This is a genomic window from Deinococcus betulae (assembly GCF_020166395.1).
Lineage (GTDB): Bacteria > Deinococcota > Deinococci > Deinococcales > Deinococcaceae > Deinococcus > Deinococcus betulae.
Genome location: NZ_JAIQXU010000017.1, coordinates 1 through 18696, shown reverse-complemented (window position 1 = coordinate 18696; position 18696 = coordinate 1). Strand labels below are relative to the sequence as shown.

At 67.9% G+C, this 18696-nt stretch carries 19 protein-coding genes, 1 tRNA gene and 1 pseudogene; 15 read left to right on the top strand and 6 right to left on the bottom strand.

Going from position 1 to position 18696, the window contains the following annotated elements; genetic code table 11:
• Positions 1–49: 49 nt before the first annotated feature.
• Complete coding sequence (locus K7W42_RS13305) at positions 50–691, bottom strand: hypothetical protein (RefSeq protein WP_224575264.1); 642 nt, start codon at positions 689–691, stop codon at positions 50–52.
• 74 nt (positions 692–765) lie between these two features.
• Between K7W42_RS13305 and K7W42_RS13300 the strand changes: the two genes are divergently transcribed.
• The 6 genes and pseudogenes from K7W42_RS13300 (at position 766) to K7W42_RS13275 (ending at position 4669) form a co-directional block, all read left to right on the top strand.
• Positions 766–1230 (top strand): GNAT family N-acetyltransferase, encoded by a 465-nt coding sequence (locus K7W42_RS13300; RefSeq protein WP_224575262.1) that lies wholly within the window; start codon positions 766–768, stop codon positions 1228–1230.
• A gap of 88 nt (positions 1231–1318) precedes the next feature.
• Positions 1319–1618, top strand: a complete 300-nt coding sequence (gene rpoZ / locus K7W42_RS13295) for a DNA-directed RNA polymerase subunit omega (RefSeq protein ID WP_157459992.1) — start codon at positions 1319–1321, stop codon at positions 1616–1618.
• Between the two features lie 105 nt (positions 1619–1723).
• Positions 1724–3019: a cation:proton antiporter gene (locus K7W42_RS13290; protein WP_224575260.1), complete on the top strand. Its 1296-nt coding sequence runs from the start codon at positions 1724–1726 to the stop codon at positions 3017–3019.
• 190 nt (positions 3020–3209) lie between these two features.
• Complete coding sequence (locus K7W42_RS13285) at positions 3210–3530, top strand: PadR family transcriptional regulator (protein ID WP_224575258.1); 321 nt, start codon at positions 3210–3212, stop codon at positions 3528–3530.
• Positions 3515–3715 (top strand): annotated as a pseudogene (locus tag K7W42_RS13280) (permease prefix domain 1-containing protein); the annotation flags it as partial. The gene K7W42_RS13285 and the pseudogene K7W42_RS13280, both read left to right, overlap by 16 nt.
• 45 nt (positions 3716–3760) lie before the next feature.
• A complete protein-coding gene (locus K7W42_RS13275) occupies positions 3761–4669 on the top strand; it encodes a hypothetical protein (RefSeq protein WP_224575384.1) in 909 nt (302 codons plus the stop codon).
• A gap of 99 nt (positions 4670–4768) precedes the next feature.
• On the opposite strand, the gene K7W42_RS13270 is transcribed toward K7W42_RS13275, so the two are convergent.
• Both K7W42_RS13270 and K7W42_RS13265 read right to left on the bottom strand, forming a co-directional pair.
• On the bottom strand, positions 4769–5098 hold the full coding sequence (locus K7W42_RS13270) for a hypothetical protein (protein WP_224575256.1): 330 nt from the start codon (positions 5096–5098) through the stop codon (positions 4769–4771).
• On the bottom strand, positions 5095–5703 hold the full coding sequence (locus K7W42_RS13265; protein WP_157460010.1) for a TetR/AcrR family transcriptional regulator: 609 nt from the start codon (positions 5701–5703) through the stop codon (positions 5095–5097). Before K7W42_RS13265 ends, K7W42_RS13270 begins: the two co-directional genes overlap by 4 nt.
• Before the next feature lie 140 nt (positions 5704–5843).
• On the opposite strand from K7W42_RS13265, the gene K7W42_RS13260 reads away from it, so the two are divergent.
• The 4 genes from K7W42_RS13260 (at position 5844) to K7W42_RS13245 (ending at position 8619) form a co-directional block, all read left to right on the top strand.
• Positions 5844–6917, top strand: coding sequence for a pyridoxal phosphate-dependent aminotransferase (locus tag K7W42_RS13260; RefSeq protein ID WP_224575254.1), 1074 nt, complete (start codon positions 5844–5846; stop codon positions 6915–6917).
• 44 nt (positions 6918–6961) lie between these two features.
• Positions 6962–7246, top strand: a complete 285-nt coding sequence (locus K7W42_RS13255; protein ID WP_224575380.1) for a CxxCxxCC domain-containing protein — start codon at positions 6962–6964, stop codon at positions 7244–7246.
• Between the two features lie 410 nt (positions 7247–7656).
• The gene (locus K7W42_RS13250) at positions 7657–8460 is read left to right on the top strand and encodes a VC0807 family protein (RefSeq protein ID WP_157459996.1); all 804 of its coding nucleotides are present in this window, start codon (positions 7657–7659) and stop codon (positions 8458–8460) included.
• Positions 8461–8534: 74 nt separating this feature from the next.
• A tRNA-Leu gene (locus K7W42_RS13245) sits at positions 8535–8619 on the top strand.
• Positions 8620–8801: 182 nt separating this feature from the next.
• Here K7W42_RS13245 and K7W42_RS13240 read toward each other — a convergent pair.
• On the bottom strand, positions 8802–9584 hold the full coding sequence (locus K7W42_RS13240) for a hypothetical protein (protein ID WP_224575253.1): 783 nt from the start codon (positions 9582–9584) through the stop codon (positions 8802–8804).
• 309 nt (positions 9585–9893) lie between these two features.
• Here K7W42_RS13240 and K7W42_RS13235 point away from each other — a divergent pair, with 309 nt between their 5' ends.
• Positions 9894–10124: a hypothetical protein gene (locus K7W42_RS13235; RefSeq protein ID WP_224575252.1), complete on the top strand. Its 231-nt coding sequence runs from the start codon at positions 9894–9896 to the stop codon at positions 10122–10124.
• Here K7W42_RS13235 and K7W42_RS13230 read toward each other — a convergent pair.
• Complete coding sequence (locus tag K7W42_RS13230; protein WP_224575251.1) at positions 10121–10717, bottom strand: GNAT family N-acetyltransferase; 597 nt, start codon at positions 10715–10717, stop codon at positions 10121–10123. The two genes, K7W42_RS13235 and K7W42_RS13230, sit on opposite strands and share 4 nt — an antisense overlap.
• A complete protein-coding gene (locus K7W42_RS13225) occupies positions 10714–11121 on the bottom strand; it encodes a ketosteroid isomerase-related protein (protein WP_224575250.1) in 408 nt (135 codons plus the stop codon). The genes K7W42_RS13230 and K7W42_RS13225 overlap by 4 nt, the downstream gene beginning before the upstream one ends.
• Before the next feature lie 275 nt (positions 11122–11396).
• Between K7W42_RS13225 and K7W42_RS13220 the strand changes: the two genes are divergently transcribed.
• The 4 genes from K7W42_RS13220 to mutY all read left to right on the top strand — a co-directional run bounded on the left by K7W42_RS13220 (position 11397) and on the right by mutY (position 18545).
• Positions 11397–15470, top strand: coding sequence for a hypothetical protein (locus tag K7W42_RS13220; RefSeq protein WP_224575249.1), 4074 nt, complete (start codon positions 11397–11399; stop codon positions 15468–15470).
• The gene (locus tag K7W42_RS13215; protein ID WP_224575248.1) at positions 15467–15784 is read left to right on the top strand and encodes a hypothetical protein; all 318 of its coding nucleotides are present in this window, start codon (positions 15467–15469) and stop codon (positions 15782–15784) included. The genes K7W42_RS13220 and K7W42_RS13215 overlap by 4 nt, the downstream gene beginning before the upstream one ends.
• Before the next feature lie 272 nt (positions 15785–16056).
• A complete protein-coding gene (locus K7W42_RS13210; RefSeq protein ID WP_224575378.1) occupies positions 16057–17433 on the top strand; it encodes a hypothetical protein in 1377 nt (458 codons plus the stop codon).
• A gap of 50 nt (positions 17434–17483) precedes the next feature.
• Positions 17484–18545, top strand: coding sequence for an A/G-specific adenine glycosylase (gene mutY / locus K7W42_RS13205; protein WP_224575247.1), 1062 nt, complete (start codon positions 17484–17486; stop codon positions 18543–18545).
• Positions 18546–18696 lie beyond the last annotated feature (151 nt).

Sequence of the window (18696 nt, the reverse complement as noted above, 5' to 3'; positions counted from 1 at the left end):
GGCATGGGCCGGGGCAGGAAGAAGGTCAGGGAGGGGACAGACGGCCGCTTCAGGGCAGGGTGATGGTGCGTCCGCTGTCAAACGTCACAGAGACGGCGGGTTCGGTGCCGCTGCTGTCCGTCACCGTGCAGGAGGCAATCTGCTCGCGGTAGGTTTCGGGCAAGCCGTTCAGGGGGCACGGGCCGTCTTGCAGGGTGCCGTCCACCTGCGCCACCACCGCCTGCACCTGCACCGCCCGGGCGATGGCCATTTCGCCGGTCTGGTTGGCACGGTTGCGGGCCGACAGCAGATTGGGAATCAGAACCGCCGCCAGAATGCCCACCAGCACGAAGCCGATAAAAAAGTGCCCCAGAATCAGCACCAGCTTGACGGCCAGTTCCAGCGGCGGCTGAAAGTCACGGTCGGCCTGCTCGGCATAGACCCGGCCAAAGTGAACCAGCATAGCCACGAAGCCGATGAAGGGCAGAACCAGTGGTAATGGCGTGCCGGTCACGCCGCTCAGGATGGACGCCACGACGTACAGCCCCACTTGAATGCCGAACCAACCCAGGTGCCAGCCCCAGCGGTTAATGAGGGTAAAGCCTGCGCCTGGCAGCAGAATATTCAGCAGGTAACCCAGGGCCGCGCTGGGTGCTTTGGCCGGTGCGGCGGAAACAGGGCGGCGGAGGGTCGCGTCTTCGGGCCAGGACATCTCTGAACACTACTGATCGCTGAAGATCAGAGAAGCTGTATCTGCGCTGCCCCCAGCGGGGGCATGATGAAGCCATGCCTCCATTCACTGTTCGCCGCCTGCGGCCCGGCGATGAAGCTGCGCTGGCCCAGGTCGCCGCCGACGAGACGGACTTCACGGAAGAAGACCCCAGCCCGCCTCTGAGTGCGGAGGAAGCCCGCGCTTATCTGGCGGACCCCCACGTCTGGCACTGGCACGCCGACGATGAACACGGTCAGCCCGTCGGGTTCCTGATGGCCTATGTTCACCGGCGGCGCCACCGTTCAGGCACAGCAGAGACAGCCTGCGACGTGATGTTCGAGGAAATCGGGGTGCGCGAAAGCTGGCGCCGCGCGGGCGTAGGACGCGCCCTGGTGGCGGCTCTGCACAGCCAGATGCAGGTCGAGGGGCTGCGTGACGTGTGGGTGGCGGCCGACAACGAAGGGGCCCAGGCCTTTTACGCAACCTGCGGCTACGAGGTGGACGAGTTGCAGGGCGTGATTCTGAGCCGCGAAGTCTAGCCGCCCGGCCCCGGCATACGCTAGAGTGTGGGGCTGAACCGGCGCCCACCCCAGACGGGCAGGTGGCCGGATTGACGGAGGTGGGCTTATGGCAGAACGGGATATCGACAAGCTGCTGTCGCTGACAGACAGCAAATACCGCCTTTCGGTGGTGACGGCCAAGCGCGCCCTACAACTGCGCTCGGGGGCGCCTAGCGTGCTGCCCGTGGAGCAGCGCGTGCGGACCCGCAACCTGGTGACCCAGGCTATGCGCGAACTGGCCACGGGCAAGCTGACGGTGGGCACAAGCATGATGGACGAAGGCCGCTTTCAACAGGACTACGTGCGCCAGCGCCAGGCCCAGTTGCAGGCTCAGCTGAACGCCGAACGCGAGCGCGAGCGCGACTAAACCACGTGCCCCTGGCCCCGTCTAAATGGCGGGGCTTTTTGATGGACGCTCAGGCGGCTGAACCATGACTGTCTGGCCTTGCCCTCCCCCCGTATTGTGTCCCCCATGTTGAGTGCGTTTGCGGCCTTGCTGTGCGTCACGGCGCTGCTGGCTTTCGTCAATGAGCGCTGGGTGCGGCTGCCGACCACGGTGGGCGTCACGCTGGCCGGGGCGCTGGCCAGCCTTGTCCTGATTGGCCTGGATAGGCTGGGGCTGCCAGGTTTGCGCGGCTGGGCCACCGAGGTGCTGCAGACGCTGGACTTCACCACGTTTGTTCTGAACGGCATCCTCAGCGTGCTGCTGTTTGCCGGGGCGCTCAGTCTGGACACGCGCCAGATGCTGCGCCAGCGCGGCAGCATCCTGACCCTGGCCCTCTTCAGCACTCTGATCAGCACGGCGCTGATTGGCTTCGCCGCCTATGGGGTCTTCCGGCTGGTGGGTCTGGAGGTTCCCCTGATGTGGGCGCTGCTGTTCGGCGCACTGATTAGCCCCACGGACCCAGTCGCTGTCCTGGACCTGCTGAAACGCGCGAAGGTGCCCGCCAAGATTGAAACCCTGATTGCGGGCGAGAGCCTTTTCAATGACGGCGTGGGGGTGGTCGTGTTTCTGGCCCTGGCCAGTGCAGCGGGTCTGGGTGGGCACGGTTCAGGCGGTGATGGGGCAAGTCAGACCACCACAGCAGGTGTGCTGGCCCTGTTTGCGCAGGAGGCGCTGGGCGGCCTGGCTTTCGGCGCGCTGCTGGGCGGCCTGGGCTACTTGCTGGTGCGGTCCATCGAGCAGCACGCCGTCGAGGTTCTCATCACCCTGGCACTGGTGGTCGGGGGCTATGTGGCGGCGGCGGCGCTGGGGGTCAGTGGGCCACTGGCAATGGTGGTGGCGGGCCTGATGATCTCGCTGTGGCGCGATCAGGTCTTCGGTGACCACACGCGCGAGCATGTGCTGGGCTTCTGGGAGACCGCCGACCAGGTGCTGAATATCCTGCTGTTTGCCTTTATTGGGCTGGACGTGCTGCTGACCGATGTCAGCGGCCCGCTGCTGCTGGCCAGTGCCCTGCTCATCGCCCTGTCCCTGGGGGCGCGCTGGCTGAGCGTGGCGCTGCCCTTTGCGCTGGTGCGGGCGCGGGAAGGCTACGCCGCCTACACGGTGCGCCTGCTCACCTGGGGCGGCCTGCGCGGCGGCATCGCCATCAGCTTGGCGCTGGGCCTGCCCGAGAGCCCTTACCGCACGCCCGTGGTCACAGTCACCTACGCAGTGGTGCTCTTTTCCATCGCGGTGCAGGGCCTGACTGTCATGCCGGTGGTGAAAAAGGCAGCGGCGGCGCTGGAAGGGGAACGCCCAGTTCCTTCCCCCCCTCCATCCTGATGGGGTTGCGTGGGTTGCCGGGGGTTCGGCTCAGGCTCTCTAATCTGGCCAAAGCCGTTCCGTACCTTCTGACATTTGTGCGCTCATTGGTGAAGTGGCTGTCTTGCTTATCGAGTTGACAACTCCACAGCCCAGGAGGCAAAAGATTCACTCATTATTGACATTCGATATCGTAATTCTATATTGAGACATGCCTCTGCACGATGGTGACCTCGAACTTGCGCTGCTCACGCTGCTGTCAGGACAGGAGCGGTATGGCCTGGACCTCGCCAAGGAACTCCGGGAGGTGACGGGAGGTGACCTGGACTTGAACGCTGGCACCCTCTACCCAGCCCTCCACCGCCTAGAGCGGCGTGGGTGGTTGCGCAGCTCCACTCGGCCTAGTCCCAGAGGGGGCCACGCCCTACGGTATTACGCCTTGACAGATGAGGGAGCCAGGGCTTTCCAGGCCAAACGCGACGCCTATCGCCGCTGGCATCATGGCCTTATTACGCGGTGGGGAAACTCGTGAGAACGCTGACTACCTACCTCACCCGCGCCACTCAGGCCCTGCCCTCCCGTGATCGGCAACGTGTCTGGGACGAACTGCGCGGAAGCATTCTTGAACGGGCGGCTGAGTACCAGGTGGCGGGTCACGCCCCAAGCCGCGCCCTAGACCTGGCTTTGCAAGAATTTGGAGACCCTGCCCTGATGGCCAGGGGAATGCAGCGACTCTACACGGCTCCACGGGTCCTTCTGGCCGTGACGGCGCTGCTCGGTACGGCGGCTGTGCTCACTCTGGCTCATCTGCAGGCGCCTGCCGCCGGTGGAATGCCCAGTCTCATGACGCCAGACGTTGCCGCACAGGAGCGGTGCTCTTTGCAGCGTTTGGCTGCCAGCGGCGCGCCGTGGTGGCTCACGCCCGTCAACTGGTGGCACTGCCAAAGAGGGGTGACTGACCGGGGTGTCTTCCGGCGCAGTGATTTCTTGATGGCCCTGGAACGGCAGGGCGTTCGCACCCAGGTCAACGGTACCCGCATAGCCCTTTTGTTTCCTGGGACCTTGACACCGGTGCAGGTCGGCCTGACCGGTCAGTGGCGGGGGGAAGAGCAGTGGCTGAGCAAATACAGCTTCGTGACAGAACTGGCTGAGCAACTTGATATGCCCGTGCGGCTGTCTGGTACAGACAATCCCACGTTGAAGCTGGGGCGCCTTGACCTTCAACTCGGGACCTCTCGTGCGCCGGTAGAGGTCGCTGACCTGTACGTGACGGCCGCTCAGAGAGCCGTCATCCCCGAGTTGGGGCGTGCTCTACCTTCTGGTGTGACGCTGAATATGAGCGTGATCGGGGCTGTCTTCGACGATTCTGAGGCACCCGTTGTGCACGTTCAGGGCGGTGAAGAAGCCGTCTATGCGATGGTCGACAATCTTGATTGCCTTGTGAGGGGCCTAACCGCATGTGGCCACTACAGCCTGCGTGTGCGCACTGCCCAGGGTGGACGGCTTGCCTTGAGAGCCATGAGCGGCGAGGTGCCTGAGGTCGTCCGGACGCCAGAGGCATTTGTAGCGGCCAGTCAGGTCAAGCAACCCGCTGTGCTGGTGTGGCGTTTGGGGACGGATAACCTGAGCCATTCGACCCTTTACCCGATAACTACCAATGTTCGGAACTGACGCTAGTTGTTGAGCAGGTGTCTGGTGTCAAGAAGAGCAGTGTTGGTGCAGGTTAAGTGGCGTCCAGGCCGCACAACTTAGTCAGCGGCGCAGCCATTCTCAGAGCGTGCCGTCTTCTTCTTCCGCTGGCCCACTTTCGGACAAGCTCTGCGCACCTGCCTCAATAACTGTCAGCGAGCGCAGAGTGGCGCCCTGATGCCAGCCGTACTGCGGCTCTTTCAGGCCCAGGGCGGCCGCAATGGCTTCGGCGGCGCCGCGCTCCGGCTCGCCGTCCAGGCAAAACAGCAGGAATTTGCGTCCACCCGGCGCAATCCGGATAAACAGGTCCTCGCCAATTTCCAGCTGCTGGGTGCGGCCCAGACGCTCGGCGCGGCCCTGAGCGTAACGTATGGCCTCGCGGATGGGCACGGTCACGGTGGGGTGGCTCATGGCTGGGCCTCCTGGGCGGCATGTGCAGGCCGCAGACCCAGCAGCAGCATGTCGGCAAACTGTTCGGCCACGTCCCGTGGGGCCAGGGTGCCGCCGGGGCGATACCAGGTATAGGCCCAGTTGACGGCCGACAGCACCAGATACGCCGTCATCTTGATGTCCAGTTCGGGGCGAAAATAGCCTTCCTGCACGCCCTGGGTAATCAGCTCGCGGTAAAAGGCGTCAATGGTGTCGCGCCAGCCGGTGACGCGGTCGTAGGCCTCGGGGGACAGGTGCTTCCATTCGTGAAAAAACACCGTGGCGCTGTCCATATTGTCGGCCACCACGCGGATGTGGCGGTACATGGCCTCCCGCAGTTTGGCGTCGGCAGGCCTGGGGTCGCCCCGCAGTGTAAACAGCGCCTCGTCAAACTGCCGCGACGCCTGGTTCACGATTTCGATCAGCAGCTCTTCTTTGCTCGAAATATGGGCGTAGAGGCTGCCGCCCTGCATGCCCAGTTCGCCGGCCAGGTCGCGCATGCTGGTCGCGTGATAGCCGCGCTCGGAAAACAGGCGGCTGGCCGAGTCGAGAATCTGCTCGCGGCGGGGTTTGGGGGTGTCGGTCATGGTGGGGGCAGGGGGCGGCGTGGCCCCTGGGCTGCCGTGCAGCGTAGCACGCGGCCCAAACGGGCGTTTGGGTGGGGCGCCGCCGGGGCAGTTTGTCATGGGTGGACGCGCCGGGCGGGGGGGGTGGTACAACGGGCCTCATGACGACAGAATCCGCTGCTGCCCCCGCCGGGGTGCGCGAGGCCGTGCGGCGCGTGCCGGCCTATCCGTTCACGCCGACCAATGAACCCATCAAGCTCGACCAGAACGAAAACCCCTACGACTTTCCGGCCGAGCTGAAGGCTGAGGCCCTGTCGCGTATGGCGGCCCGCGACTGGAACCGGTATCCCGACCTGCACGCCGACGAGCTGCGCCGCCGCATTGGCGTGTATGAGGACTGGCCCGAAGCGGGCGTGGTGGTCACGCCGGGCAGCAACGTCCTGATCAAGCTGCTGACCGAGCTGGCCGGCATCGGGCAGACCGTCCTGACCGTCAGTCCCACGTTCAGCGTCTATACCCTGGAGGCGCAGCTGCTGGGCGCCCGGCTGATCGAGGTGCCGCTGAATGAGGACTTCAGCCTGCCCGTCGCCGCCCTGAAAGCCGAACTGAAGCGTCACGAGCCGGGCGTGCTGTACATCACCCAGCCGCACGCGCCCACGGGTGTGGTGGACAGCGCCGCAGCCGTACGCGAGCTGGCCGAGGCGGCGGGCGACTGGGTGGTCGTGCTGGACGAGGCCTATCACCAGTACAGCGGCACCGACTTCCGTGACCTGGCCCGCGCGGGCCAGGGCCGCCTGAGCCTGCGCACCTTCAGCAAGGCCTGGGGGCTGGCGGGCCTGCGCCTGGGCTACGCCCTGACCAGCCCGGAACTCGCCACGCAATTGCAAAAGCTGGTGCCCGCCTTCAATGTCAGTACGCTGACCCAGGCCGCCCTGGAAGTGGCCCTGGAGCAGCCCGCCTATGTGCAGGCCCGCGTGCAGGAAGGGGTGCAGGAGCGCGAGCGGGTCCTGGCCGCCCTGGCAGGTCACCCCACCTGTCAGGCGTTGCCCAGCCAGGCAAACTTCTTTCTGCTGCGCACGCCAGATGCGGCGGCCGCCTACACGCAGCTGCGCGCGCGCGGCATCGTCACGCGGCGTCAGGACAGCTTTCCGGGTCTGGCTGGCTGCCTGCGCGTCGCCATCGGCACCCCCGCCGAGAACGACGCCCTGATTGCCGCCGTGAACGACCTGGGGTGAAACTGTCCCCAGAGGAACGCGCCCGCTTTGCCGTGCCGCCCGGCATGGCGCCGCGCAGTGTGCTGGTCACGGCTTGCACGGCGTGCGGGGCCTGCTGCGCCGCGCCCGATATTCACGCGCTGGGCAAGCCGCTGGGCGTGCCGTGTGTGCACCTGGGCACCGACACCGGCCAGGGGTGCCTGTGCGCCGTGTACGCCGACCGGCCTGCGGTGTGCCGCAGCTATCAGCCCGACTGGGTGTGCGGCGACGTCGCGCCGCTGCCGACCCTGGAGGCGCGCACCGCCCGTTTCCTTCAGATTTACGGTCTGGAGGTTGAGGGAGGACCGTGAGGACAGGGGAGATGGCCCTGCGATGAGAGGGCTTCCGTCTCTTCCACGCGCCAAGCGGACGGAACCGATGGGCGAAGTCCACGCCTGAATCCTCTTCCTGATCCCGCTCGGCTTGCCCCGTTGATGAACGCGAGGCAAGCCGAGCCTCTGTGCGTCAAGGGATACAGGGTCGGGGTGGTGGACCGCCCTGGCAGGAAGAGTGCCTCTGGGCGGGGGAAGGCGAGCCCTGTCTGACCCGGCTTCCTTCTGTTCTCTGGGTACGTCGGGGAGAGTGCCACCTCCTCTGCTTTGGCCTGAACTGCTGGGGCCACCGGTGGAGTCAGTGTCTCTCCAAGACGGTTGGGCCGCTCAGCCCAGCCGCCTGCTGGTTTCCACTCCGCTCTTCATGCCTGAATGCGAGAATGGCCCCCATGAGTCAAGCGGCCCCTACTTCCGCCCCCCGCGCGCGCATCCCTAAAACCGTCTGGGACCTGATCTTCACCCTCCTGATTCCCATCGTCATCCTCACTCCCAATATCCTGGGCAGCGGCATCAGCGTGGCCGACCAGGTGTTCGGCGGCGGCACGGCGGGCAACATCCGTGCCTATCTGCTGGCGGCGCTGGTGCCGGTGGCTTACGTGCTGTGGGACCTGCTGGTGAATCGCAACGTCAGCCCGGTGGCGCTGCTGGGCGGGGCCGGGGCCATCTTCAGCGGCGCGCTGGCTTTCTGGTACGTGGACGGTTTCTGGTACGCCGTCAAGGACAGCGCGCGGTCCTACCTCATGGGCCTGCTGTTTCTGATCAGTGCGGCGACCAGCGTGCCGCTGTTCCGGGTGTTTCTGGATGCCAGTTCGATCGGCGAGAGCCCAGAACACCGCGCGGCCACCGGGGCGGCGGTGCGTGACCCCCAGGTTCACCGGGGCCTGGTGCTGGGCACCGTGGTCTTCGCGGTGGTGGACCTGATCGGCGGTGTAGTGAACAGCGTCGTCAACTACGCCCGCGTGACGGCCAAGTTTGGCACCGACGCCTTTAACGCCCAGGTCGCCGAGGTGAACGCCATCATGCGCGTGCCCGGCCTGGCCATCAGCCTGGCGGGCGTGTTTGCCGCCATCTGGCTGGTGCAGCGCGCCGTTAAGGCCCGGTATGGCCAGGACGCCAGCCTGTTCGAACCCGCCAAGCTGACCGCCGCGATGCGCCGGCGCGGTGAGGCCCCCGAACCAGCGGCCGGCAGTTGACAGTTCCGGACTTCGCCGTTAAAGTAAGCGAGCCCTGAAACGCGCCCCAGTGCGGGCGCCCCCACCGAAAGTGTGCCGAGGTGGCGGAATTGGTAGACGCACTAGTTTCAGGGACTAGCGCCGCGAGGTGTGTGGGTTCAAATCCCATCCTCGGCACCAGAAGACCCCCAGTGAATGCTGGGGGTTTTTTCTTGTTGTGGGTATGGTGGTCCTGGCCCCGCGCGGGCCTCTTGCTGTGTGTGCTGAACCTTTGCGCCCAATGGTGGCCGGGGGAGATCCCGCCTCGTTTGTCATAAAGCAGCGCCCCTGGTGGATGACCAGGGGCGCTGTCTTAGGCTGTGTTATTCGTCGTCGCGGCGGTTGGTCCAGCCACGGTCGGCGCGGGCGCGGGGGCGGAACTCGCCCGGCTGCTGGTCCTCGCGGGGGCGGAAGGCCGGGCGGTCGCCGCCACGGTCGTCACGGGGACGGAAGCCGCCCCGGTCGCCGCCACCCTGGAAGCCACCGCGGTCGTCACGGGGACGGAAGCCGCCCCGGTCGCCGCCACCCTGGAAGCCACCGCGGTCGCCGCCGCGGTCGTCACGGGGACGGAAGCCGCCCCGGTCGCCGCCACCCTGGAAGCCACCACGGTCGCCGCCGCGGTCGTCACGAGGACGGAAGCCGCCCCGGTCGCCGCCGCCCTGGAAGCCACCACGGTCGCCGCCGCGGTCGTCACGGGGACGGAAGCCGCCCCGGTCGCCGCCGCCCTGGAAGCCACCACGGTCGCCGCCGCGGTCGTCACGGGGACGGAAGTTGCTGCGCTCACCACGGTCACCGCCGCGGAAGCCGCCCTGACCCTGGCTCTCGCGCATTTCGCGCATCTCGCGGCGCAGGCCACGGATTTCCTTGGCCTGGGCTTCCAGCAGTTCTTTCAGCTCGGCCAGGACGCCCATCAGTTCGTCGGCGTCGATGTACTCGTCGTCCTCACCTTCTGCGCCGTCGGCACTCAGGCCGGCCTCGGCCTCGTCTTCCTGCGCGTCCAGTACGGGGTCCTCGTCGGCTTCGCCTTCCAGTTGCGGAAGGATGTCGCGCAATTCCTCGGGGGTCTGCTCCTGCTGGGCCTGTGGCCGCTCGTTGTTGTCGGTCATGTGTCTTTCTCCTTTGGTCTGCACGGCGGGGGCCAGGGGGTGGGCGCGGGATGCGCGCATTCTCGACTCTCGTCCGCGTGCGAGCGTGCCCCCGAGTGTAGCACCCAGGCGCCGGGCCACGCTCCGCGCCGGGAGCTGGCCCGCCTGCGGCATCCAGAGCGCAAGAGGCGCCTCAACCGCTGCCCAGGCAAACAAAGTGAGTCTCTGCAAGAAGCTGCGGTGTGGGCCGCAGACAGGGGCATCCTTAGACCGGCCCGCCGCTGTGAGGCCATCCGCGCAGGGTCAGGCCAGGACAGGTAAGCTGGACCTATGTTTGGTCGCCGCGTGCCGCCCCACATCGTTTTCGCCCTGAGTCTGCTGCTGGCGGCCCTGTGCGCCTGGGCTGCCTACGCGGGCCTGACTTCTGGCCGCACCATCTGGGGCGCTGTGGCGGCGGTGCTGGCCGTGTGGTTCGTGGTGGACGCCGTGCGCTCTTACAGCTGGGCGCAGAACAAGAAACGCCAGGACGCCGAGAAAGCCGCCCAGAACCGGGAGCGTTAGGCCCGGACCCAGAAGTGCATGGGGTGCGCCGTGTCCTGGCCGGTGCCGAGCGGCGGCGGAATCTCGGGCCAGTGCAGGGTGGCGGCCAGTTCGGGGTGTTCGCGGTAGCCCCGCGCCGCCCAGAAGGCGTGCAGGGAGCGCTCGGGCTGAGGCCGCGCGGGGTGCTGTTCGGGGCGCTGCACCGCGCAAAAGGCCGTGACACCCAGCCCCAGCTGCGCCGCGTGGGCCTCACGGTGGTCAAAAAAAGCGTGGCCCAGGCCCCGCCCCCGGTACTCGGGCAGCAGCACGCTCTCGCCCAGGTACAGCACCTTTGCCGGGTCATAGGGCGAATTCAGCAGGGGCCGCTGCAAGGCTTCTGTTTCCTGGGTCAGCGGCAGGGCGCTGCTGGCCCCCACCACCGCCGCGCCGTCCCATGCCAGGACGACCAGGGCGTCTGGCGTCTGGAGCAGGGGCCGCAGATACGTTTCCTCGTAGTCGGCGCTGCCGGCATACAGATAGGGGTATTCGCGGAACACCGTGACACGCAGCCGCGCGAGTTCCGGCAGATGTGCAGCCAGCTCGGGGCCGCGCAGCGGCGTGACCTTCAGGGTCAAGCGGAAACCTGCCGCGTCCAGTCGGCCAGGTTGTAGTAGTTGGTGACGCGGGAGATGAGGCCGCCCTGCACCTCGAAAAAGGCGCCCACCGGCAGGGTATAGGTCTGTCCACGCGCCTCGGGCAGCCCGTGGTCGGTGTACAGGTAGGTGCCCTGAATAACAAACTCGGCGCTGGCGCGCGCGCCGCCTTCGCCGACCATCACCACCAGGTCGGTGACCTGCTCGCGGTAGTGCCGGTCCATTCGGGCCAGAAAGGCGCTGAAGGCGGCGCGGCCCAGTTCGGTGCCGCCCTCGTTGATGTCGTGACGCACATCCTCGCTCAGCAGGGCCAGCATGCCAGCGGGGTCGGCGGCGTTGAAAGCAGCGTAGTACTGACGAATGACTGTCTCGGTCTGGGCGGTCATAGCCAGCAGGATAGAGGGACACGGCAAAGCCGACGGCGTGCGGCTCAGGCTCGGCGGGGTGCGGGGCGTATTCCCTGTGGATTCTGGCTCTGCTGTGGTCAGCACCGACCTGCTCCGCCTGATCTTCTGCTCGTTCCACGGCAAAGCCGCAGCAGTCTGTGGTGCCACTTCCCAACCGACTGAACCGCTGGTGCTGGGGTCCGTCTCAGCTGACCGCGTGCCCAGGCGGGGCAGGTACACTGTGGACCACTGCCCCACCCCCCCAGAGGAGACACATGTTTGACCAGACCAAACGGCCGGCCAAGTCGGTTCAGCCTCAGGGGAATCCGACCCAGGGCAAGACGCCAGCTGTGACGCTGCCAGCGCTCAAGGGCAAGAAGCCAGGGACCACCCGGCCTGGGCCCGCCCGCCAGGAGAAGCCGGCCAAGCAGGCCGCCCCGACCACACCCGGCCCCCAGCAGAGCCGCCCCGCCCCACAGGAACTGCTGCCCACCGACAACACCACGCAGGTGGGCACGCTGTCCGTGCCGCTGCCGGAAGGGCTGACGGCCCCCACTGAGGCCGAGATGTCGCTGGCGTTTATCCGTGTCTATATGCCCGAACTGCCGGCCGCGTATCAGGAAGGCTACGCGCGGGGCGTGGCCTACAGCCTGGAAACCACCAGTTTTGGCTCGGCGCCTATTCGGGACGGGGCCTTCACAGCGCGCATCACGCCGTACTGGGTGGAGGTCAAGAAGCACCCCGAGAAGTTTCAGGTCACGGCCGATGAGGTCACGCAGCAGATGCTCTCAGGAGATCTAGGGGACTTGCCGGGACGCACCGAGACCATCTACAACGAACTGCACGCCCGCGCCCTGAGCTTTACCGATTCGGCGGCCCTGCGCGGCGCCCTGGAGGACTTGACCGACGAGCAGATGCGGCAGCTCAAGGCGCTGTATTACCGCGAGTACGGGGTGGACCTGGAGCAGGAGTTTGCGCGGATGGACCTGGCCATTGACGGCCAGGGAGTCAGGACCGAGGTGCTGCGCCGGTTGCGGCGGCCCAGGGACGAGGCGCAGCGGGCTACCTTTGACGCCGAAACGGCGGCCCAGGCGCTGATCAATGACCTGGGGGTCTTTGACGACGTGGCGCACATGGAAAAGGTGCTGCGCCAGATGGCACCGGGGGCGCGCGCCGCGTTCAAGGCGGGCATCTCGACGCCGGGGACGCGCCTGAACACCCTGTGGTTCCGGGTGCGCCTGGCACGCGGCGACGGCAGCACCGACATGCAGGTGCTGCGGGCGCTGGTGGACGGTGACCCGGCGCGGGCCGCTGCGCTGCGGCTGTCAGAAGCCATTCAGGGGTGGTTTGGGGGCCGCGACGCTCTGAAAACCTATTCCGGGCCAGGGGCCGGGGCTTCCGGGGCCGAGATTATCGCCGCCTACGCCCGGCTGCGCCCCGGCCGCGACCTGCTGGCCGACCTGCGCGCCGCGTACGGCAACGACGCCTGGTGCGACGAGGCCATCGCCTCTCTGTCCGGCAAGGCCGCCGAGGCCACCGCCGCGCGCATGGCCCAGCAGCGTGGGTGGTTCAGCACCGACGGCGGCAAAATGGCCGAGGAGCTGGAAAACAAGGAAGATCAGGAGCGCCAGGCCGCTCTGGCCGCTTTCAAGGGGCGTTACGGCGAAGTGGGTACGGGCCTGAATGCCGCCCAGCAGGCCCGCATTCAGGCGGCGGCCAGCAGCGGCAAGGTGCCGGAATGGATGATTCTGCGCGACGCCATCGAAGGGGCCGGCACCGATGAGGACGCCATTCGCAAGGTGCTGTCTGGCCGCAAGAAAGAGGACATCGTCCGGATTGCGCAGGATTACCAGAAACACACCCGCCGCAGCCTGGAAGCCGACCTGTTCAAATCTGAGTGGGGTTTTGCCGAACTGGACGGCCGCGACGCCTTCGAGATTCGTCAGGCGCTGCGCGGCGCCCCCGAGTCCACGGCCGAGAAGGTGCAGCGGGTCAAGGACAGTCTGGCTTTCGAGCGGGGGAGCACGGCGGGCAGCGCCGTGATGGACGGCCTGGAGTGGCTGGGTCAGCACAGCACCGGCAGCCGACTGCGCCAGGAAAGCCAAGCCCTGCTGGAGATGGTGACGCCCGAGGGCAACCTGAAGCCGGGGGTCAGCGCCGAACGCTTTGAGCAGCAGTTTCAGCGCCAGCAGGCCGCCGGGCGCAGCTACGCCCGCGCCGAGAGCAGCGCGGTGGACACCATCAAGACGGCGGCCAGCATCACGGCCAGCGCGCTGGCGACCCTGGCCACGGGCGGCCTGGCCTCCGGCTGGCTGGCGGCGACCCTGGCCGGTGTGGTGGGCGCCGCCACCGGGGTAGGGGTGGACGTGGCCCTGCGCGGCGGCAAGGTGGGCAGCACCCAGATTGCCACCGACGCGGTCACGGGCGCGCTGGCCGCCGCTGTGGGCGGGGTGCTGCGCGACGGCAGCCAGCTGACCGCCTATCTGGACAAACTGACCAAGGTGTTTGGCAGTGCCTATGCGCGCAAGGTGGCCCTGGAAGCGGCGCGCAGCGCCCTGAACGGCGCGACCGAAAAGGGTCTGGAAGCCGCCACCAACGACGCCAACTGGCGCGCCGGCTACCTGGTATATGTGGCGGGGATTGCGGGCGGTGCGGGCCGTGGGGGCCTGGCTGGCAGCGTGTCGGGCGCCACCAAGGGCGTGGTCGGGCAGGTCAAGGTGCCGGGGCGGCGCGCCCAGCTGGCCGTCAAGGCCGCCGAGAGCGGTCTGGAAACGACGGCGGGGCAGGCCACCGAACTGGGCCTGGACCTGCTGCGCGGCCAGAACCTCAGCGCCGCCGATATTCAGAACCGCCTGGCCCAGGCCCTGATGAAGGCGGTGGGGGGCGCCGTGGGCAACGCGCTTGGAGACAGCGCCCTGCCGCCCAAGGTGCGGGCGCTGGCCAGCCGGGCCTACGAGGCGGCGGCGCAGCGCGGCCGCTCGGCGGCGGATATTGCCAGTGCCACCGTCACCGACTTAGGCGAACTGCTGCGCAGCGCGGGTGTGCAGGCCAAAGGGTCGGTTCAGGACCTGCGCCGGACCCTCACGGCCCTGCTGGAAGCGGCCCAGCAGTCGGCGCAGCGCCGCCTCAGGGCACAGCCCAAATCCGGGGACACCTCACCGGAGCCGTCCCCCATGCCCACGAAGGCGCAGCCCCGGCCCAAATCCCAGCCGGCGGGTCTCACGTCTCAGCCCAAACCCCAGTCGAAATCTGAGTCAAAGGGGAGCGTCAGGCCAAAAGCCGAGGGCGCCCCGAGGACCCCCAAGCGCGTCGTTCTGGAGAAAAACCGCCAGGCCCTGCAGGAGGACACCCCGCAGACGCCGGTCAAGGTGGCCCCCACCCCCGCCGAGGCGGCCCTGATAGAGCGCATTGGCCGCAGCAACTACGACAGCTTGGCCCGCGTGCTGCGCGCCGCTGGGGTCACGGACGCCCCGCCCCTGATGACGGCGCTGCTGGGCCATGTGTATGACCCGCTGGAACTGCGCGCGCATCTGCGTAAGGTGGACAGTCCGGCAGGCCTGCTGGACCTGTTCGGGCAGTACCCGGCGCCGGCCGTCCGCGAGGCCCTGAGCAGCATCGACAGCCGCAGCATCAAACCGGCCTACGCGCTGCGGGTGCTGCGCCTGCAACTGGCGTCTCCCGTGACCACCACGCCCCTGCGCCCCGAACAGGCGGCGCTGCTGAACACCAAGGTCTGGACCGCCGAGGCCATCGCCCGCCTGTCTCCCGAAGACCGCGCCCGCCTGGACCCCAAGCCCAACACCGACGTCACGAGCGCGCAGCACGCTCTGCTGGACTCGCTGTACCGGGGCCGCAACCCGCAGCGCCTGGCCGACGCCACGCCCCAGGCGCAGGCCGACGACGCCGCGCTGGGCGAGCGCTATCAGGCGGTGCTGAAAGAGATCCTGGCCGACAGCAGCACGGATTACGTGTACCGCATCACGAGCCGCTGGGTGGTGGAGAACAAGTACAAGAAAGACGGTAAGATTCCCGCCGCCTTCATGACCAACGTGCAGCCCACCGACGCCAACGAAGCCGCCTATATGGCCCAGATTGAAGGCCGCTGGTACGCCCCGACCGAGGGACTGCCCGAGGTCGTGCTGAGGATTCCCAAGTCGGCCCTGAGGCTGGAATCGGTGCGCGCCCTGAAAATCAGCGGTGACAACCCGGACCTGCTGGGCTATGAGCTGACCACCGCCGCCTACCCCACCGCAGGCCAGGGCGGCGTGCTGCAATTTTCCGGTGAGACCACCACCTTTGACCCCGCCTGGGTCATTCCGCTGCAGGCCGTCAATCCGGGGCGCAAGTGACGCCGGCCTCCGTTCCATTAGACGCGGCGGCCCGCGCGGCAGTGGGTCACCTCCTGAGTGCTCTGTACGCCGAACACGCGGCCGCGCCGCCCAGTCTGGCGCCGCTGCTGGCCCCCGCCCTGGTGGCGCAGGTCCAGCGATACGGGGTGACCCCGCCGCACGAAGAGACTTTCCGGCAGGACGTGCTGAGCATGGCCGGGGCGTTTGCGGCGCACACCGACTGGGCCGAATATCACGCCCTGGCCACGGGCGAGTACGCCGCGCTGATTGACCTGCCTGCGGTCATTACCCGGCGGCTGGCAGCGCTGATTTAAGCGCATGGAAAAGCCCACTGGGACGGAGCGTTTCGGCGTTTTCAGGAGGAGGTCATGGTTGGCTAGAAAGCTGGGTTCGGGCTCTAGTCGGCTCTACCTGAGCCGTGATGATCCGCCTGCCGCTCTGCAACTCCTGACCTTCCTATAGTTTTTGCGCGGCTCTTGCACAGAAAGTCTGCTACTTTAGGAAAAATTTATTCTGCTGTGCGTGGTTCTGCCTGGCATCTGGGGGGGTGCGGGGCGGGGACCAGAGGAGTTCATGCGTGAAAGCAATGCGCTATGTCATCACCCGGCCCTGCCTGCAAGAAGGCAGCCTGCGTCTACTCAAGTATCTGGGCGCCACCTTTCCGTCGGCAGGACCAGTCACGCTGCTGGATGACCGGGGCCAGGAATACACGGCGCAGGTTGATCCAGAGCGGCAGCGGGTGTGGGGGCTGGGGGCGCTGTACCAGGCGCAGAATCTGGGCGTCAACGACGTGCTGGTGATTACGCCGCTGACGCTGGGGCGCTACCAGGTGGAGGGCATTGTCAAGCCGCATGCGCCGCCCCCTGCCCCCCGCCGGGACACGCCGCCGCGCCCGGAAACGCGCCGCGTGGTGGTCAGCTCGACCCCCCATGTGCGTGAGGTGCGCCTTCAGGAAGTGGGCCGTGCCGAGGCCGCTCGCCCAGACAGCCCTCCCCGCACGGAAGCGACCCGCACGGAAGCGACCCGCGCAGAAACGACCCGTCCAGAGGCGAGTCGCCCCGAGACTGCAGCCCCCTCCGAGCCGCGCACAGAGGCTCGCCGGGAGGACTCGTCCCGGCCAGCCACGGCGCCGCGCCCCCGGCCCGAGGCGGCCCCCGAACCTCACCGCGCTGTCAGTGTCGCCCCCGTGATCCCAGACGCGCCCGCCCGCCGGGTCCAATCAGGCAGCGCGGCGCCGGTCAAACCACTGGACGTGCGCTTTGCCAGCCCTGCCTCTCCCAGTCCGGCCGCCTCAGCCATCACCCCTGAAACGCAACTGGCCGAACTGGCTCGCCTGACGGGCTACCGCCTGGACCAGCTGGGGGGCGGCGTGCTGCGCCTGAAGGCCGACCTGGGCGCCCACGGGTACTCGGTGCTGGTGGCGACCAGTGAGGCCGCCGTGCAGACGCCCGCCTGGAAAGAACAGGCTGACTACTGTGTCCTGCTGACCACGGAACAGGAGCGCCCCGCCGGCACGCCGCGCCTGACGCGTGAGGCCCTGGCCGCCCTGATTGACCACGCGATGCTGGCGCCGCTCTCGGCGGTCGAACTGCGCGGGTACTGGAAAGCGGGCAGCGTGGACCTCGAATCGGCGGCCAGTGTGGCCGAACTGGTGGGCGCGCACCTCGCGCAGCGCGGGGCCTTCAGCGCGGTGCTGCTGACCCTGGCGCAGCAGCCGGCCCACAGCGTGGTCAGCGTGCAGCGCCTGGCCGAACGCCTGGGCAGTGGCGTAACCTACGCCGAGCTGGGCGGCATTCTGGACACCCTGACCCGCGCGCCCTTCCTGGCCCTGACCCCTTTGCCGGGCGGCGGCTACCTGCTGCGAGCGGGTGTGCCCGACCTGCTGACCGACCTGACCGAGTACGCCGAGGGCGTGCGCCGCCGCCTGCGCGTGCCGGCCGAGCGCGAGCGCCTGCGCGCCTGACCCCAACCTCGGCCACGGTCCTGCGGTCACCGCGCCTCTAGACTGGCGCGGTGACCGCTTTTTCTGAGGCAGAGGCAGGGCCAGCACCCCTGCCGGTGCCGGCCCTGCGCGCGGCGCTGCTGGCCTGGTTTGACCGCGCCGGACGTGACCTGCCGTGGCGGCGCGGCCCCGAGGGCGGGCGCGACCCCTACCGCGCCTGGGTGGCCGAGGTCCTGCTTCAGCAGACGCAGGTGGCGCGCGGCCTGGGCTACTACGACCGCTTTCTAACGGCTTTTCCCACGGTGCAGGCTCTGGCCGCTGCGCCTATTGACGACGTGCTTAAAGCCTGGGAGGGCTGCGGCTACTATGCCCGCGCGCGCAACCTGCACCGTGCGGCGGGTGTGGTGGCGGCCCAGGGCTTTCCCACCACCTACGCGGGCTGGCTGGCCCTGCCCGGCGTGGGGCCGTACACGGCGGCGGCCCTGAGCAGCTTCACGCTCAATGCCCCCTGCGCCGTGAACGACGGCAATGTGCGCCGGGTGCTAGCGCGGCTGCGCGCCCAGGCTGTGCCCACGCCCGTCTGGGTGCAGGCGCAGGCGGACACCCTGCTGGACCCTGCGCGGCCCGGCGCCTGGAACGAGGCGGTCATGGACCTCGGCGCAACGGTGTGTATCCCCAAGGCCCCGCGCTGCGCACAGTGCCCGGTGAGCGCGTGGTGCGCGGCGCGGGCAACCGGGCAACCGGCGGCCTATCCAGCGCCGAAAGTTCGGGCGGCCGTGCAGGAGGTGCAGGCGGCGGCGCTGCTGGTTGGCGACGCGGCCCACGCTTACCTGGAGCGGCGCGAGGGCGCCCTGCTGGGCGGGCTGATGGGGCTCCCCACCGAAGCCCTGCGGCCCGGTGAGGCGGTTGCGTCGGCGCTGGCGCGGCTGTGTGACCGCCTGGGTGCGCAGCCCGGTCTCCTGCTGGGGCAGGTGCGTCACGGCATGACCCACCGGCAGGTCACCTTGCATGTGTACGCGGCCCAGGCTGAGCTGCCCCGGCAGGATACGGGCCGCGCCGCCCTGTCCCGCCTGGATCAGAAAGCTCTGGCCCTGGTCGGTAGCCGGCAAGCCGGGCTGTTCCCCGTGGAGTGAATAGAGGAGGGGGTTGCAGATTGGAAGGAGGAGAGGCTTGCTCTGCTGCTCCTTTCTGAAAGGCTGAGTGCCTGCGAAATACAGAGATTCTAAGACCTGCTAACCCTGAAGCTCTGGTTTGATGTAAGTAGACCTGTCGTAAACCTGCTCT

Bases quoted from the DNA above. Each gene is read 5' to 3' on its own strand.
- K7W42_RS13305 (WP_224575264.1), bottom strand. From the start codon at position 691: ATGTCCTGGCCCGAAGACGCGACCCTCCGCCGCCCTGTTTCCGCCGCA.
- K7W42_RS13300 (WP_224575262.1), top strand. From the start codon at position 766: ATGCCTCCATTCACTGTTCGCCGCCTGCGGCCCGGCGATGAAGCTGCG.
- rpoZ (WP_157459992.1), top strand. From the start codon at position 1,319: ATGGCAGAACGGGATATCGACAAGCTGCTGTCGCTGACAGACAGCAAA.
- K7W42_RS13290 (WP_224575260.1), top strand. From the start codon at position 1,724: ATGTTGAGTGCGTTTGCGGCCTTGCTGTGCGTCACGGCGCTGCTGGCT.
- K7W42_RS13285 (WP_224575258.1), top strand. From the start codon at position 3,210: ATGCCTCTGCACGATGGTGACCTCGAACTTGCGCTGCTCACGCTGCTG.
- K7W42_RS13270 (WP_224575256.1), bottom strand. From the start codon at position 5,098: ATGAGCCACCCCACCGTGACCGTGCCCATCCGCGAGGCCATACGTTAC.
- K7W42_RS13265 (WP_157460010.1), bottom strand. From the start codon at position 5,703: ATGACCGACACCCCCAAACCCCGCCGCGAGCAGATTCTCGACTCGGCC.
- K7W42_RS13260 (WP_224575254.1), top strand. From the start codon at position 5,844: ATGACGACAGAATCCGCTGCTGCCCCCGCCGGGGTGCGCGAGGCCGTG.
- K7W42_RS13255 (WP_224575380.1), top strand. From the start codon at position 6,962: ATGGCGCCGCGCAGTGTGCTGGTCACGGCTTGCACGGCGTGCGGGGCC.
- K7W42_RS13250 (WP_157459996.1), top strand. From the start codon at position 7,657: ATGAGTCAAGCGGCCCCTACTTCCGCCCCCCGCGCGCGCATCCCTAAA.
- K7W42_RS13240 (WP_224575253.1), bottom strand. From the start codon at position 9,584: ATGACCGACAACAACGAGCGGCCACAGGCCCAGCAGGAGCAGACCCCC.
- K7W42_RS13235 (WP_224575252.1), top strand. From the start codon at position 9,894: ATGTTTGGTCGCCGCGTGCCGCCCCACATCGTTTTCGCCCTGAGTCTG.
- K7W42_RS13225 (WP_224575250.1), bottom strand. From the start codon at position 11,121: ATGACCGCCCAGACCGAGACAGTCATTCGTCAGTACTACGCTGCTTTC.
- K7W42_RS13220 (WP_224575249.1), top strand. From the start codon at position 11,397: ATGTTTGACCAGACCAAACGGCCGGCCAAGTCGGTTCAGCCTCAGGGG.
- K7W42_RS13210 (WP_224575378.1), top strand. From the start codon at position 16,057: ATGCGCTATGTCATCACCCGGCCCTGCCTGCAAGAAGGCAGCCTGCGT.